The sequence below is a fragment of the Sphingomonas profundi genome (genome assembly GCF_009739515.1).
Taxonomy (GTDB): Bacteria; Pseudomonadota; Alphaproteobacteria; order Sphingomonadales; family Sphingomonadaceae; genus Alterirhizorhabdus; species Alterirhizorhabdus profundi.
Genome location: NZ_CP046535.1, coordinates 328384 through 342219, shown reverse-complemented (window position 1 = coordinate 342219; position 13836 = coordinate 328384). Strand labels below are relative to the sequence as shown.

Below are 13836 nucleotides of genomic sequence, written 5' to 3'. Positions count from 1 at the left end.
ACCGTCAAATCGCCTGACGGATTTAACTGCTACCCACCGATTGTTGTTGAATCTCGTTGTGTTAAAAATAGATTTTATCAGTCACTTACGTCGTATTCTGCGTGGTCCCGGCCCCCTCTGGAGGGGCCTAAATCATTCCCATTCGATCGTGCCGGGCGGCTTCGAGGTATAGTCGTACGTCACGCGGTTGATGCCGGCGACCTCGTTCACGATCCGCGTCGCCACGCGGGAGAGGAAGCCGGCGTCGAACGGGAATATGTCGGCGGTCATGCCGTCGGTGGAGGTTACGGCGCGCAGCGCGCAGACCGAGTCGTAGGTGCGGGCGTCGCCCATCACGCCTACCGTCCGCACCGGCAGCAGCACCGCGAAGGCCTGCCAGATCGCATCGTACAGCCCGGCCGCGCGGATCTCGCTCAGGTAGATCGCATCCGCCTTGCGCAGGATGTCGCAGCGCTCCTTCGTCACCTCGCCGGGGATGCGGATGGCGAGGCCCGGGCCGGGGAACGGGTGACGGCCGACGAAGATGTCCGGCAGCCCCAGTTCGCGGCCCAGCGCGCGCACCTCGTCCTTGAACAGTTCGCGCAGCGGCTCCACCAGCTTCATGTTCATGCGCTCGGGCAGGCCGCCGACATTGTGGTGGCTCTTGATCGTCACCGACGGGCCGCCGGTGAACGACACGCTCTCGATCACGTCCGGATAGAGCGTGCCCTGCGCCAGGAACTCCGCTCCGCCGATCTTGCGCGCCTCGCTCTCGAACACGTCGATGAAGGTGCGGCCGATGAACTTGCGCTTCGCCTCCGGATCGGTGAGCCCGGCGAGGCCGTTGAGGAACAGCGTCTCGGCGTTCACATGGACGAGCGGGATGCCGTAATGCTCGCGGAACAGGCCGACCACCTGGTCCGCCTCGCTCTGCCGCATCAGGCCGTGATCGACGAACACGCACGTCAGCTGATCGCCGATCGCCTCGTGGATCAGCACCGCCGCCACCGCCGAGTCGACGCCGCCGGACAGGCCGCAGATCACCCGCCCCTGCCCCACCTGCGCGCGGATCTCGGCGATCTTTGCGGCGCGGAACTCGGCCATCGACCAGTCGCCGGCCAGCCCGCACACGTGGCGCGCGAAATTTGCGATCAGCTTGCCGCCGTCCGGCGTGTGCACCACCTCCGGATGGAACTGCACGCCGTAGAAGCGCCGCGCCTCGTCCGCGCTCACCGCATAGGGCGCGCCTTCGGACTGGGCGACCGGGCGGAAGCCGGGCGGCAGCGCGTCCACCGTGTCGCCGTGGCTCATCCACACCTGGTGGCGCTCGCCCTCCCGCCACAGGCCGTCGAACAGCGCCGATCGCTCGCACACCTCCAGATAGGCGCGGCCGAACTCGCCATTGCCCTTGGCCGTCACCGATCCGCCGAGCTGCTGGCACATCGTCTGCTGACCGTAGCAGATGCCGAGCACGGGAATGCCCGCCTCGAAGAAGCGCTGCGGCGCACGCGGCGACTCCGCGCGGGTCACGCTGTCCGGTCCGCCGGAGAGGATGATGCCGCGCGGCCGCAGCCGATCGAACGCGGCATCGGCGGCATTGTAGGGCGCGATCTCGGAATAGACGCCGGCCTCGCGCACGCGGCGGGCGATCAGCTGCGTCACCTGGCTGCCGAAATCGACGATCAGGATGCAGTCCGACGGTTTGGCGGACGGCTTGGTGGATGGGGCGGCGGTGGGCTCAGCTGTCATGGGGAGCGGATAAGGAAGGCGCGGGGTCGAGTCCAGCGCCACCCTGCACACGATCCCGATGTCGAGCGCAGCCGATGCACGAGGTGTGGCACGTGCACCCCTCGACTCCGCTCGGGGCACTCCCACCTTGTGTCGAGCGCAGTCGAGACACGCTCCCCCTGGATCGCCCCTCGACTTCGCTCGGGGTAAGTGGACCGGCGCTTATTCCGGAACGGTCAACCCGGTCCACTCCGCCACGAAGGCCCACAAATCGGCATATTCCTCGATCACCTTGTCGGTCGGCTTGCCGGAGCCGTGGCCGGCGCGCGTCTCGATGCGGATCAGGTGGGGCTTGTCGCCGATGTCGGCCGCCTGCAGCGCCGCGGCATATTTGAAGCTGTGGCCCGGCACGACGCGATCGTCCGTGTCGGCCGTCGCCACCATGATCGCCGGATAGGCCGTGCCGGAGCGGATGTTGTGATAAGGCGAGTAGGCACGCAGCACCTTGAAGTCCGCCTCCTTCGCCGGATCGCCATAATCGTCCACCCAGTAGCGGCCGGCGGTGAAGCGGTTGAAGCGCAGCATGTCCATCACGCCCACCTGCGGCGTGGCGGCGGCGAACAGGTCCGGCCGCTGGTTGACGACGGCACCTACCAGCAGCCCGCCATTGGACCCGCCGCGCAGCGCGAGGCCGTCCTTCCTGGCGACGCCCTGCTTCACCAGATACTCGGCCGCAGCGATGCAATCGTCGAACACGTTCTGCTTGTTGGCCAGGCGGCCGCCATCGTGCCACGCCTTGCCATATTCGCCACCGCCGCGCAGGTTGGCCACCGCATAGGTGCCGCCCATCTCCACCCACTGCAGCACCGCCGGCGAGAAGCCCGGCGTCAGCGAGATGTCGAACCCGCCATAGCCGTAGAGGATGGTCGGCCGCGGCCCGGTGGAATCCTTGCGGCGGATGACGAACATCGGCACGCGCGTGCCGTCCTTCGAGGCAAAGAACATCTGATCGACGCGGTAGGCGGCCGGATCGAACGCGACCTGCGGCGCCTTGAACAGGCTGTCCTTCCCCGTCGCCGCGTCCAGCCGCAGGATGGAGGTGGGCACGGCATAGCTGCCATAGCTGTAGAACAGCGTCGGGTCGTCGTGACGGCCCTCGCCGATCGTGACCGTGCCGATGCCGGGCAGCGCCACCGTGCCGAGATCCTTGCCGTCCAGCGTGGCGAGGCGCAGCTCGCTCTTCGCATCGCGCAGATAGGAGAGAACCAGGCGGTCGCCGGCGATCGTCGCGCCGTCCAGCTTGGCCTCGCTCTCGGCGACGATCTGGCGGATCGGCCGCGAAGCGGATTTCACGTCCATCGCCACCACCCGCTGGCGCGGCGCATCCAGATCGGTGACGAAGTAGAAGGTGTCGCCGACCGCGCCGGCCAGCGACCACGCATGCTCCAGCCCGCGCACCAGCGTGCGCGCGCCAGCCTTGGGGCTGGTGAGATCGACGAGGGTCAGCTCGTAGCGCGCGTCCGTCCCCTCGCTGGAGGCGACGAGCAGCCAGCGGCCATCCTCCGTCACCTGCGCGACGTGGTTCAGCTTCGGCCGGTCCCTGGTCGCGAAGACGAGGCGGTCGGCGCTCTGCGCGGTGCCGAGCGCGTGGAAGTAGATCGCCTGGTTGAGGTTGAGCGACTGGTAGGTCGCCCCGCCGGCCGGCTCCGGAAAGCGCGAGTAGAAGAAGCCGGCGCCGTTCCTCGCCCATGCCAGATCGGTGAACTTGGCCCACTTAACCTCGTCGTCCAGCACCGCGCCGCTGTCGACGTCCAGCACCTTCAGCGTCCGCCAGTCGGTGCCGCCGTCCTGCACGGCGTAGACCACGCGCTTGCCGTCGACCGAGGGCTTCCACTCGGCAAGCGCGGTGGCGCCGTCCGCCGCCCACAGGTTCGGATCGATCAGCAGGCGCGGCGCGGCGGCCACGCCGTCCTGCACGTAGAGCGGCGACTGGTTCTGGAGGCCGGTGTTGCGCTGGTAGAAGATGCGCCCGCCGGCAGTTACCGGCAGCCCGAACCGCTCATAGTCCCACAGCTGCTTCAGCCGGCGCTCGATGACACCACGGCCGGGCAGGGTTGCCAGATAGGCGTTCGCCGCCTCGCTCTGCGCCGTCACCCAGGCGCGCACCTTGGGATCGGTGCGGACGTCGTTCTCCAGCCAGCGATAGGGATCGGCGATCGTCTCGCCGAACAGGGTCTCGCGCACGTCGCCGCGCTCGGTGGCGGGGTAGACGGGCTTTGGCGATGGCGACATGGCGGCACTTTCTCTCGACTGGCGGGCAGGCGCTGCCGCGAAAGCGACGGGAGCCGTCGCGGCGGGCACCAGCGCGGCAAGCATCAGAACGCTTCTCAGACGCATGGATTCGAACCCTTGTGGATCGGAAGATCTTGAGGAAGTGGTAAATGGCCCGAAACGACGAAGGGGCGCGGCCTTGCGACCGCACCCCCGCGACGGGATCACCCTGCGGCGCGCGTGAGATCAGGCCGCCTCGTCCAGATCATCGTCGCCCTGCACCGGGCCGGAATCCTGCCCCTTGGCCGAAACGTCGCGATCGACGAACTCGATGATCGCCATCGGCGACGCGTCGGATGCGCGGATGCCGGCCTTGATGATGCGGGTGTAGCCGCCGGCGCGGCCGGCGTAGCGACCGCCCAGTTCGTCGAACAGCTTCACCAGCTGCGCGTCGTCCAGCAGCCGCGCATGCGCCAGCCGGCGATTGGAGAGGCCGCCCTTCTTGGCGAGTGTCACTAGCTTCTCGACATAGGGGCGAAGCTCCTTCGCCTTGGCGAGCGTGGTGGTGATCTGCTCATGCTTGATGAGGGCCGCGGCCATGTTGCGGAACAGGGCTGCACGATGGCTGGAGGTGCGCTGAAGCTTACGTCCGCCGACACGATGGCGCATGATCGTCTTCCTTCTCGTTCGTCAGGGGGCCGTACTGGATCCCATCAAAGCAGGGCTTTGATGGTGCCCTTTCGGAACCCCGTGCCAGGCGGTGATGAGGGACCGCCCTTTCCCTTGATCCCCCCTCCCACTTCGGGAGGGGGAGATGAGCCTAGAATTCCTGTTCGAGCTTCTTGGCCATTTCCTCGATGTTCTCGGGCGGCCAGCCGGGGATTTCCATGCCCAGCCGCAGGCCCATCGAGGCCAGCACTTCCTTGATCTCGTTCAGGGACTTGCGGCCGAAGTTCGGCGTGCGCAGCATCTCCGCCTCGGTCTTCTGCACCAGATCGCCGATATAGATGATGTTGTCGTTCTTCAGGCAGTTGGCCGACCGCACCGAGAGCTCCAGCTCGTCCACCTTCTTCAGCAGATAGCGGTTCAGCTGGTTCGAGTTCGCCTCCGGCTCCGCAACGGACTGGGCGGCCGCCGGCACGCCGATCGGCGCGGAGGTGGTGGCCATCGCGTCGTCGAAGTGGACGAACAGCTGCAGCTGGTCCTGCAGGATCCGCGCCGAGTAAGCGAGCGCGTCGTCGGGCGTGACGGTGCCGTCGGTTTCGACCGTGATCGTCAGCTTGTCATAGTCCAGTTCCTGGCCGACGCGGGTATTCTCCACCTTGTACGCCACCTGGCGCACCGGCGAGTAGAGCGAGTCGATCGGGATCAGGCCGATCGGCGCATCCACCGGGCGGTTATTGGCCGAGGGCACATAGCCCTTCCCGATATCGGCGGTCAGCTCCATGTTCAGGGTCGCGCCCTCGTCGAGATGGCAGATCACCAGCTCCGGGTTCATGACCTCGATGTCGCCGGAAACGGCGATGTCGCCCGCCGTCACCTCGGCCGGGCCGGTGGCGGAGAGCTGGAGGCGCTTCGGCCCCTCGCCCTGCATGCGGATGGCGAGCTGCTTCACGTTCAGCACGATGTCGGTCACGTCCTCGCGCACGCCGGCGAGGGACGAGAATTCGTGCAGCACGTTCTCGATCTTGATCGAGGTGATCGCGGCGCCCTGCAGCGACGAGAGCAGCACCCGGCGCAGCGAGTTGCCGAGGGTCAGGCCGAAGCCGCGCTCCAGCGGCTCGGCGACGAAGGTCGCGCGGCGCCGCGTATCCCCGCCCGGCTTCTTCTCGAGGCCGTTCGGCTTCTTCATTTCCTGCCAGTTCTTGGCGTTGACAGCCATGGGCTCAGATCCCTTGGGGTTGGGCCGCGACGCGTCCGCCACGGCCGGAAACAGGACGGGAGCCGCAAGCCCCCGCGAGACGATCAGACGCGCCGGCGCTTGGACGGGCGCACGCCATTGTGCGGGATCGGCGTCACGTCGCGGATCGACGTGATGTGGAAGCCGACCGCCTGCAGCGCGCGCAGGGCGGATTCGCGGCCCGAACCCGGGCCCTTCACCTCGACCTCGAGGGTGCGCACGCCATGCTCGGCGGCCTTCTTGCCGGCATCCTCCGCCGCGACCTGGGCGGCGTAGGGCGTCGACTTGCGGCTGCCCTTGAAGCCCATCATGCCGGCCGAGGACCAGCTGATCGCGTTGCCCTGGGCGTCGGTGATGGTGATCATGGTGTTGTTGAAGCTGGCGTTGACGTGGGCCACGCCGGCCGTGATGTTCTTCCGCTCGCGCCGCTTGATGCGCTGGGGTTCGCGTGCCATTTTCCGATTTCCCTACCTTCTTGGCCGGGGACACTCCGTGAGGCGGCGCCCGATCGCGGCCTGCCTCCGGCGGAGCAAACAGTCCCCCGGACTGTTTGCTTACTTCTTCTTGCCGGCGATCGGCTTGGCCTTGCCCTTGCGGGTGCGCGCGTTGGTGTGCGTGCGCTGGCCGCGGACCGGCAGGCCCTTGCGATGGCGCAGGCCGCGATAGCAGGCGAGGTCCATCAGACGCTTGATGTTCATCGCCACCTGGCGGCGCAGATCGCCCTCCACCGTGTAGCCGGCGTCGATCGCCTCGCGGATCTGGAGGACTTCCTGATCGGTCAGGTCCTGCACGCGGCGCTCCGGCGTGATGCCGATCTTGCCGGTGATTTCCTTGGCCTTGGTGGCACCGATGCCGTGAATGTAGGTCAGCGCGATCTCGACGCGCTTGTTGGTCGGGATGTTCACACCCGCGATACGTGCCATGCTGTGCTTTCTCCTGCTCCACGGGCAGCCTGGCGAGCGGCCCATCTCGACGCGTTGGCCCGCCATAACGAAAAACGGCGGGCGCAAGTCGGCGCCGCCGCATATCGATCTGTGGGATGTCCGCCAATTAGGTCGCCGCGCGGCGCGAGTCAAGCGCGGCATCGCGGGCGCACGCCGCCCGCGCGGCGGCGCTCAGGCGGCTTGGCGCGCCATCGGCAAAAGCAGCGTGGCGCGCAAGCCCGGATGATTGTCGTCGAGGCGGAGCGTGCCTCCGTGCAGATGGGCCACCGCCTCCACCAGCGCCAGCCCCAGCCCCGCCCCCGGCGCCGACCGCGACGAATCGAGCCGGCCGAACCGCCGCCGCGCCTCCGCCTGGTCGGCCGGCGCGATGCCCGGCCCGCGGTCGGCGACGCCCAGCGACAGGCCGTCCTCGCCGGCGACGGCGAACAGCCGGATCTCACCCCCCGCCGCGCCATAATGCAGCGCATTGTCGATCAGGTTGCTCAGCGCCTGGGCCAGCAGCTGGCGGTGTCCCGGCACCGGCCGCAGCGCCCCCCGCCGGTCCAGCGCCAGCGCCACGCCGGCCTCCTCGGCCAGCGGCTCGTACATCTCGGCCATCCCGGCGACCAGCGCGGCCGGATCGATCGGGGTGAAACGCTCGCGCCCGGCCATCGCCTCGGTGCGGCCGATCTCCAGCACCGTCGTCAGGATGCGCATCAGCGAATCGGCCTCCGCCAACACGCCGCCGAGCAGGGCGTCGCGCTGCGCCTCGTCGTCCACCGTCATCGCCCCCTCGATCCGCGCGCGCAGGCGGCTGACGGGGGATCGCAGGTCGTGCGCCAGGCTGTCGGTCAGCAACCGCAGCTCGCCCATCAGCGCGCCGATGCGATCGAGCATCAGGTTGATCCGGATAGAGAGCAGATCGAACGCGTCGCCAGATCCGGCGATCGGCGCGCGCCGGGCGAAATCGCCGGCGCCCACATCGTCCACCACCGCCGCGATCGCCCGCACGCGGTTGCCGACATAGCCCGCCGTCACCAGGCCGCAGATCACCCCGAACAGCACCGACAGCACCACCGCCAGCGCCAGCGATCGCTCCAGCGTGCGCTGCAGCGCCAGCCGCTCGCCGAGCACCAACCCGCTCACCAGCCACGTGCGGTCGTCCAGGCGGCGCGAGACGATGCCCGCCGCCTCCTCGCGCGCGGCGCCGGCGCGGCGCAGCGCGATCGTTTCGAAGCCTACGGAGCGGACGAGCCCCGGCAGGCTCTCCTTGCCCAGATTGCCCATGATCGGCCGGCCGGCGGGATCGAGGATGGCCGCCACGAAGCGGCTGTCGCCCGCCGTCGCCAGATCGGCGATCGTCGCGCGCAGCGCCGCCACGCCGCCGGCCGCATGCACGTCGGCCAGCGCCCGCGCCTGTTCCAGCGCCTGCACCCGCAGGCTGGCGAAGGCGTCGTCATGCGTGCGCCAGCGGATGAAGCCGAGCAGCGCGAGATTGGAGAGCAGGGCGAGCAGCATCGCCAGCGCCGCCACCCGCAAGGTGACGGGAACCCGCGCGCCCATGCGGCCCGCCGCTGGCGCCGGCGCGCCCTCAGGCAGCGGCGGCGGCCGGGGCGAGACGGTAGCCGGCACCGCGCACGGTGTGCAGGATGGGCTGGCCGAACCCCTCCTCCAGCTTTCGGCGCAGGCGGCTGACATGCACGTCCACCACGTTCGTGCCGGGATCGAAATGATAATCCCACACCTGCTCCAGCAGCATGGTGCGGGTGACGACGCGGCCGGCATTGCGCGCGAGATATTCCAGCAGGCTGTACTCGCGCGGCTTCAGCTCGATCGGCTGGCCGCGCCGGCGCACGATGCGGCCGAGCAGGTCGATCTCCAGATCGCCCACCACGAGCCGCGTCTCGGCCGATCCGGAAGCCTTGCCCTCGGCGCGGCGAAACAGCGCGTTGGCGCGGGCGAGCAGTTCGGCGAAGGCGAAGGGCTTGGCGAGATAATCGTCCGATCCGCCCTCAAGCCCGTCGATCCGGTCGTCGACGGAGCCCAGCGCGGAGAGGATCAGCACCGGCGTGCCGATGCCCGCGGCCCGCAGCGCCCGCACCACCGAGAGGCCATCCAGCCCCGGCAGCATGCGATCGATCACGACGAGGTCGTAGGCGCCGTCGCTGGCGAGAAACAGGCCCTCGCGCCCGTCCGCCGCCTGATCGACGACATGCCCCTGCTCGCTCAGACCACGGGCGAGATAGCCGGCGGTGTCGGCATCGTCCTCGACCAGCAATATCCTGCGTCCCATCACCATCCCCGTCCGGCCGTCGTCAGCATGGCGCAACACCGCTCGTTCTTGATCCGCCTGGCGCAAGGGGGCAACCCCCCGATCCGGTCAGGGGCGGATCGGGGGGCTGCGGCCCGGCGCGGGCAGCACGCCGGGAGCTCGGGACATCGTCGATCGGAGGCAAAGGGGCCTTCGTCTGCATGCGCTATCGGTCACGGGGCGGGCAGGCGGAACGTGGTGTCTCACCGCCGTCGCCGGAGCCTGCCCGCTCCGTGTCCAGGCACGATAGGCGAGTCGCCCCGTCCGCCCGGTGGCGCGCTTGTGACAAGCGCGTCATGATCGCGGCGTTGACGACCGGCCGGCGATCTCCGAAGCAGGGCGGCGGGGAAGCGGGGAGGACGGCATGGGGCGGACGGGCGGCGCGGCACCGGGACCGATCGACGCCTTCCTGGCGGATCTCCACGCGCGGCTCGCCGGCGCGAACGGAGGCAAGCCGGCCACCTACATTCCGGAGCTTGGCAAGGCCGATCCCGCCGCGTTCGGCATCGCCATCGCCACGGTGGACGGCACCGTCTACGCCGCTGGCGACGCGGGCCGGCGCTTCACCATCCAGTCCATCTCCAAGGCGTTCGTCTACGGCCACGCGCTCGACCGGCTGGGGCGGGAGGCGGTGCTGGCCCATGTCGGCGTGGAGCCGACCGGCGAGAGTTTCAACTCGATCAGCCTGGACCAGGTGCACAACCGGCCGTTCAACCCGATGGTGAACGCCGGCGCCATCGCCACCGCCGAGCTGATCGAGGGCGCCGATCCGGCCGAGCGCCAGCGCGCCCTCTCCGCCCTGATGGCGCGCTATGCCGGCCGCACGCTGGAATTGGACGAGGCCGTCTACCTCTCGGAAAAGGCGACCGGCCACCGCAATCGCGCGATCGCCTTCATGATGCTGAACTCCGGCATGATACGGCGCGATCCGGAAGAGGTGCTGGACCTCTACTTCCGCCAATGCTCGCTGCTGGTGGACACGCGCGACCTGGCCGTGATGGCCGCGACGATCGCCAATGACGGGGTGAACCCGCGCACCGGCATCCGCGCCCTCGCCCGCACCCACGTGCCCGACGTGCTGACGGTGATGAACATGTGCGGCATGTACAATTATGCCGGCCAGTGGAGCTACGAGATCGGGCTGCCGGCCAAGAGCGGCGTTTCCGGCGCGATCATCCTCATCATCCCGGGCCAGGCCGGCATCGCCATCTGGTCGCCGCCGATCGACGGCAACGGCAACAGCGTGCGCGGCGTGGCGGCGGCGGGCGAGATCGCCGACGCCTTCGGCCTCCACATCTTCGGCACGCACCCCAATGTGCGCAACGCCATCCGCGCGGAGTATCGCGGCGACCGCATCCGCTCCAAGCGCGCCCGCCGCCACGCCGAGCTGCGCCTGCTGGAGCGCGAGGGCGCGCGCATCCGCGTGATCGAGGCGCAGGGCGGCCTCTATTTCGGCTCGTGCGAGCGCATCGTCCGCCGCGCGACCGAGCTTTCGGTGCAGGCCGACTGGCTGATCCTGGACCTGCGCCGCATCCTCTCGGCGGATATCGCGGCCGAGCGGCTGCTGGCCGGGCTCGCGGAAACGCTGGCGGCAGGCGGCAAGACGCTGATCTTCGCCCATGTCGACGCGGACGGGCCGACCGCCGCGCTCCTCCGCGCGCTGGCCGGCAAGGCGGAGATCGCCGCGACGCGCGAGGCGGCGCTGGAATATTGCGAGGACGCGCTGATCGCCGCTCGCCTGCCCGACGTGGCGACGCGCGCGGTGGCGTTCGCCGATCTCGACATCGTCGAGGGGCTGACGGCGGCCGAGGTCGCCCAGGTGCGCGCGCTCGCCATACCCCTCGCCTTCGCCGCCGGCGAGGCGCTGGCGCGCGAGGGCGAGGAGGCGCCGCTATTCTTCGCGCTGGCGGAAGGCTCGGCCAGCATCCGCCTGCCCGTCGCGGGCGACCCGGCCCGCTCGATCCGGCTGGGCTCGGTCGGCCCCGGCATGAGCTGCGGCGAGATGGCGCTGATCGAACGCGGCCGCCGCTCGGCCGACATCGTCGCCGACGAGGATGTGCAGGCCTGGGGCTTCGGCATCGAGGAGATGGACGATCTCGGCCGCCGCCGGCCCGCCATCCTGATCCGCATCGTCAGCAACATAACCCGCGATCTGGCCGAGCGGCTGCGGCTGGCGAACAACGAGATACGCGCGCTGGAGCGGTGACGGGGCTAAGCGGCCGACCTCGCCCAGTCGCGGTCGTTCCTCACGGGCTCAAGCTCGTTGCATGGACGATGCGTTATCCGATCTGCTTCGCTCACGGCAGTTTCTACGACGTGTTACATGTAAACACTGAAGTTTACACCAAGAAGGGAGTTCCTGTTGAACAATTACATTATCTGTACGGTTCAACGGTCTGGTAAATCATGGATAGCCGAGACGTTGAACATGCTCGGCCTCGGCTACGCCATCGAGCTTTTGACCGAGTTTCAGCAGGGCTCTGCGCCCGGACAGGAACTACTTGAGGCCGCGTTCGATGATGAAGGAATGTGCGGGCTTGCCAAATGCTTCGTGAAGCAAAGCATTGAGGCAGGTGCACCTTGCGTTAGCATGACGCTTCAATGGAGCGATTTCGATGCCAAAGACGACTTCGAGATTATCTATCACGCCGGCCGCGTGAGAAAGCTGAAGGCCCTGGTCGATAGCCTTAGTCCATGCATTGTTTTCTTTTTGCAGCGGAGAGACATATTATCGCAGGGCATCTCCCATTTCCTGGCTAATCAGAGTGGATATTATCACTCGACGAGCCCGCAGGAGCGGAGGTCCCAGCGCGCATCCGTGCGGTACGACCGCGCCGAGATTGAAAGATACTCGGTATATACAGAGCGCTGCTATGCAGAATGGAACAACCTGTTTGCACTTGCCGGCATAACGCCCGAGATTCTTTGGTATGAGAACTTCGTCGAGAGTCCAGGACACCATTTCAGCAATCTGGCTGAGCGTATCGCCGGACGCACCTTCAAACCGGAGATTATATCGGCAGCTTCCGCTTTCTGTAGCAAGGTGTCTGACGAAACCGACATTGCGTTCCGGACGCGTTACTTAGCGGGCGAATAGTAATCCGGCAAAGCCGCTTGCAAGTAAGCTAAAACTTAAACCAACTCATTTAACCGGCTCGCTGATGCGCAACGTCCGCTTTCAACCAATCCAGACGCACCCACCACGTGTCGCGCCGCCGATAACAGGCGCCGCCACCCCCAGGCAGCGGCGCCCCTTCACCCTTACACCACGCCGTAGGCCAGCATCGCGTCGGCCACCTTCTTGAAGCCGGCGATGTTCGCGCCGCGTACATAGTCGGTATAGCCCGCCTCGCCGGCCACGCCGCCATAGGTCAGGCAGCTGGTGTGGATGCCCTCCATGATGTCCAGCAGCAGCTGCTGCAGCTCGCTCTCCTTCCAGCTGCGGCGCTCGCTGTTCTGGCTCATCTCGAGGCCGGACACGGCGACGCCGCCGGCGTTGGCCGCCTTGCCGGGCGCGTAGAGGATGCGCGCATCCTTGAACACGTGCACGCCCTCCAGGTCGGTCGGCATGTTGGCGCCTTCCGACACCGCCTTGCAGCCGTTGGCGACCAGCGTCTTGGCATCCTCGCCCAGCAGCTCGTTCTGCGTGGCGCAGGGCAGCGCCATGTCGCAGGGCACGCCCCACGGCGTCTTGCCGGCGGTGTAGTTGGCGCCCTTATACTCGGCGACATAATCCTCGATGCGGCCGCGGCGCTTGGTCTTGTGCGCCTTCACCCAGTCGATCTTCTCCTGGCTGATGCCCTCGGGATCGTGGATGAAGCCCTGGCTGTCCGAAAGCGTCAGCACCTTGCCGCCCAGCTGGACGATCTTCTCCGCCGCATGCGTGGCGACGTTGCCGGAGCCGGAGATCACCGCCGTCTTGCCGGTGATGTCCTCGCCCTTCGTCTTCAGCATGTTGCGCAGGAAGTAGACGGCGCCGTAGCCGGTCGCCTCCGGGCGGATCAGCGAGCCGCCATATTCCAGCCCCTTGCCGGTCAGCACGCCGGTGAACTGGTTGGTGATGCGCTTATACTGGCCGAACATGTAGCCGATCTCGCGCCCGCCCACGCCGATGTCGCCGGCCGGCACGTCCACGTCCGCGCCGACATGGCGGTACAGCTCGGTCATGAAGCTCTGGCAGAAGCGCATCACCTCGCGGTCGCTCTTGCCCTTGGGGTTGAAGTTGGCGCCGCCCTTGCCGCCGCCCATCGGCAGGCCGGTCAGCGCGTTCTTGAAGGTCTGCTCGAAGGCGAGGAACTTCAGCACCGATTCGGTGACGGAGGGGTGGAAGCGGATGCCGCCCTTGTACGGGCCGATCGCATTGTTGTTCTGCACGCGATAGCCGCGCTGCACGCGGACATTGCCCTTGTCATCCTCCCAGCAGACGCGGAACGAGATGATCCGGTCCGGCTCGGCGATGCGGCGGAGGATCTGCTCGGAGTGATACTGCTCCTTGTCCTCGATGAAATCGTAGATGTCCTCGGCAACCTCCTGCACGGCCTGAACGAATTCAGGCTGGCCGGGATTGCGCTTCTTCACGCCCTCGATGAACGTCGGCAGATCGACGTGGTCGGTAACAGCCATAGATGCCCCTCCAATCAGCAATGATCGGACCCGCCGTGCGCCTTCGTGAATCGAGGCGCGATCGTGGCGGGAGTGGTAGCACGTTTGGCGTGTAAGCAAAT

General features: G+C 67.7%; 11 protein-coding genes. 2 read left to right on the top strand and 9 right to left on the bottom strand.

The window, feature by feature from the left end:
* Positions 1 to 132: 132 nt before the first annotated feature.
* From guaA to GNT64_RS01545, 8 genes are all read right to left on the bottom strand, one after another.
* Entirely contained in the window at positions 133 to 1728 is a 1596-nt protein-coding gene (gene guaA, locus GNT64_RS01580) for a glutamine-hydrolyzing GMP synthase (RefSeq protein WP_156677931.1), read from the bottom strand.
* Positions 1729 to 1929: 201 nt separating this feature from the next.
* Positions 1930 to 4083, bottom strand: coding sequence for a prolyl oligopeptidase family serine peptidase (locus GNT64_RS01575; RefSeq protein ID WP_479683750.1), 2154 nt, complete (start codon positions 4081 to 4083; stop codon positions 1930 to 1932).
* A 141-nt stretch (positions 4084 to 4224) separates the two neighbouring features.
* Positions 4225 to 4647, bottom strand: a complete 423-nt coding sequence (gene rplQ / locus GNT64_RS01570) for a 50S ribosomal protein L17 (protein ID WP_156677929.1) — start codon at positions 4645 to 4647, stop codon at positions 4225 to 4227.
* 151 nt (positions 4648 to 4798) lie between these two features.
* Positions 4799 to 5860 carry a DNA-directed RNA polymerase subunit alpha gene (locus GNT64_RS01565; protein WP_156677928.1) on the bottom strand — a complete coding sequence of 354 codons (1062 nt, stop codon included), beginning with the start codon at positions 5858 to 5860 and terminating at the stop codon, positions 4799 to 4801.
* Positions 5861 to 5943: 83 nt separating this feature from the next.
* Entirely contained in the window at positions 5944 to 6333 is a 390-nt protein-coding gene (gene rpsK, locus GNT64_RS01560; protein WP_107969344.1) for a 30S ribosomal protein S11, read from the bottom strand.
* A gap of 99 nt (positions 6334 to 6432) precedes the next feature.
* Positions 6433 to 6801 carry a 30S ribosomal protein S13 gene (gene rpsM / locus GNT64_RS01555; protein WP_156677927.1) on the bottom strand — a complete coding sequence of 123 codons (369 nt, stop codon included), beginning with the start codon at positions 6799 to 6801 and terminating at the stop codon, positions 6433 to 6435.
* A 192-nt stretch (positions 6802 to 6993) separates the two neighbouring features.
* Positions 6994 to 8364, bottom strand: coding sequence for a sensor histidine kinase (locus GNT64_RS01550; protein WP_156677926.1), 1371 nt, complete (start codon positions 8362 to 8364; stop codon positions 6994 to 6996).
* 28 nt (positions 8365 to 8392) lie between these two features.
* Positions 8393 to 9094, bottom strand: coding sequence for a winged helix-turn-helix domain-containing protein (locus GNT64_RS01545; protein ID WP_156681362.1), 702 nt, complete (start codon positions 9092 to 9094; stop codon positions 8393 to 8395).
* Between the two features lie 382 nt (positions 9095 to 9476).
* On the opposite strand from GNT64_RS01545, the gene glsA reads away from it, so the two are divergent.
* Positions 9477 to 11318 carry a glutaminase A gene (glsA, locus tag GNT64_RS01540; RefSeq protein ID WP_156677925.1) on the top strand — a complete coding sequence of 614 codons (1842 nt, stop codon included), beginning with the start codon at positions 9477 to 9479 and terminating at the stop codon, positions 11316 to 11318.
* 156 nt (positions 11319 to 11474) lie between these two features.
* Positions 11475 to 12209, top strand: a complete 735-nt coding sequence (locus GNT64_RS01535) for a Stf0 family sulfotransferase (RefSeq protein WP_197277227.1) — start codon at positions 11475 to 11477, stop codon at positions 12207 to 12209.
* A gap of 164 nt (positions 12210 to 12373) precedes the next feature.
* Here GNT64_RS01535 and gdhA read toward each other — a convergent pair whose 3' ends face one another.
* Positions 12374 to 13735, bottom strand: coding sequence for an NADP-specific glutamate dehydrogenase (gdhA, locus tag GNT64_RS01530; RefSeq protein ID WP_156677923.1), 1362 nt, complete (start codon positions 13733 to 13735; stop codon positions 12374 to 12376).
* Positions 13736 to 13836: the final 101 nt, after the last annotated feature.